The sequence below is a fragment of the Agromyces sp. NPDC055658 genome (assembly GCF_053618155.1).
Genome location: NZ_JBSHHD010000146.1, coordinates 274 through 1076, shown reverse-complemented (window position 1 = coordinate 1076; position 803 = coordinate 274). Strand labels below are relative to the sequence as shown.

The window sequence follows — 803 nt, the reverse complement described above, 5'->3', positions numbered from 1 at the left end:
GGGGCTCAGGGCAGGGCGCCGGGGCTGAACTCCTCCAGCATCTCGGTGACGAGCGCCGCGATCGGCGAACGTTCACTGCGCTGCAGCGTGATGTGGGCGAACAAGGGGTGGCCCTTGAGCTTCTCGATCACCGCCGCGACACCGTCGTGGCGGCCCACCCGCAGGTTGTCGCGCTGGGCCACGTCGTGGGTCAGCACCACCCGCGAACCCGCACCGAGCCGTGACAGCACGGTCAGCAGCACGTTGCGTTCCAGCGACTGCGCCTCATCGACGATGACGAACGAGTCGTGCAGGGACCGGCCCCGAATGTGGGTCAACGGAAGCACTTCCAGCATTCCGGGGGCGAGAACCTCTTCCAGCTCCGACGGGCTGGCCAACCCTTCGAGGGTGTCGAAGACGGCCTGGGCCCATGGACCCATCTTCTCGCTCTCGCTGCCGGGAAGGTAGCCGAGATCCTGTCCACCGACCGCATACAGCGGACGGAACACCACGACCTTGCGCTGAGTTCGCCGTTCCAGCACGGCTTCCAGGCCCGCGCACAGAGCGAGCGCGGATTTGCCGGTGCCGGCCTTGCCGCCGAGCGAGACGATGCCGACGGACTCGTCGAGCAGCAGATCGAGGGCGACGCGCTGTTCGGCTGACCTTCCCCGGAGGCCGAACACTTCGCGATCACCGCGGACCAGCTGCACCCGCTTCTCGGCGTTGACCCGCCCGAGCGCCGACGAACTGCCACCCAGCAACCGAATTCCGGTGTGGCAGGGCAGATCCCGAGCCTCGGTCAGATCGATCTCGCCGTCGGAGAA

1 protein-coding gene is annotated in these 803 nt (G+C 67.6%); it reads right to left on the bottom strand.

What is annotated here, in order from left to right; genetic code table 11:
- Positions 1-5: 5 nt before the first annotated feature.
- Positions 6-803: PhoH family protein (locus ACWGPE_RS19220; protein ID WP_452049351.1), on the bottom strand; the 798-nt coding region annotated here is incomplete at its 5' end.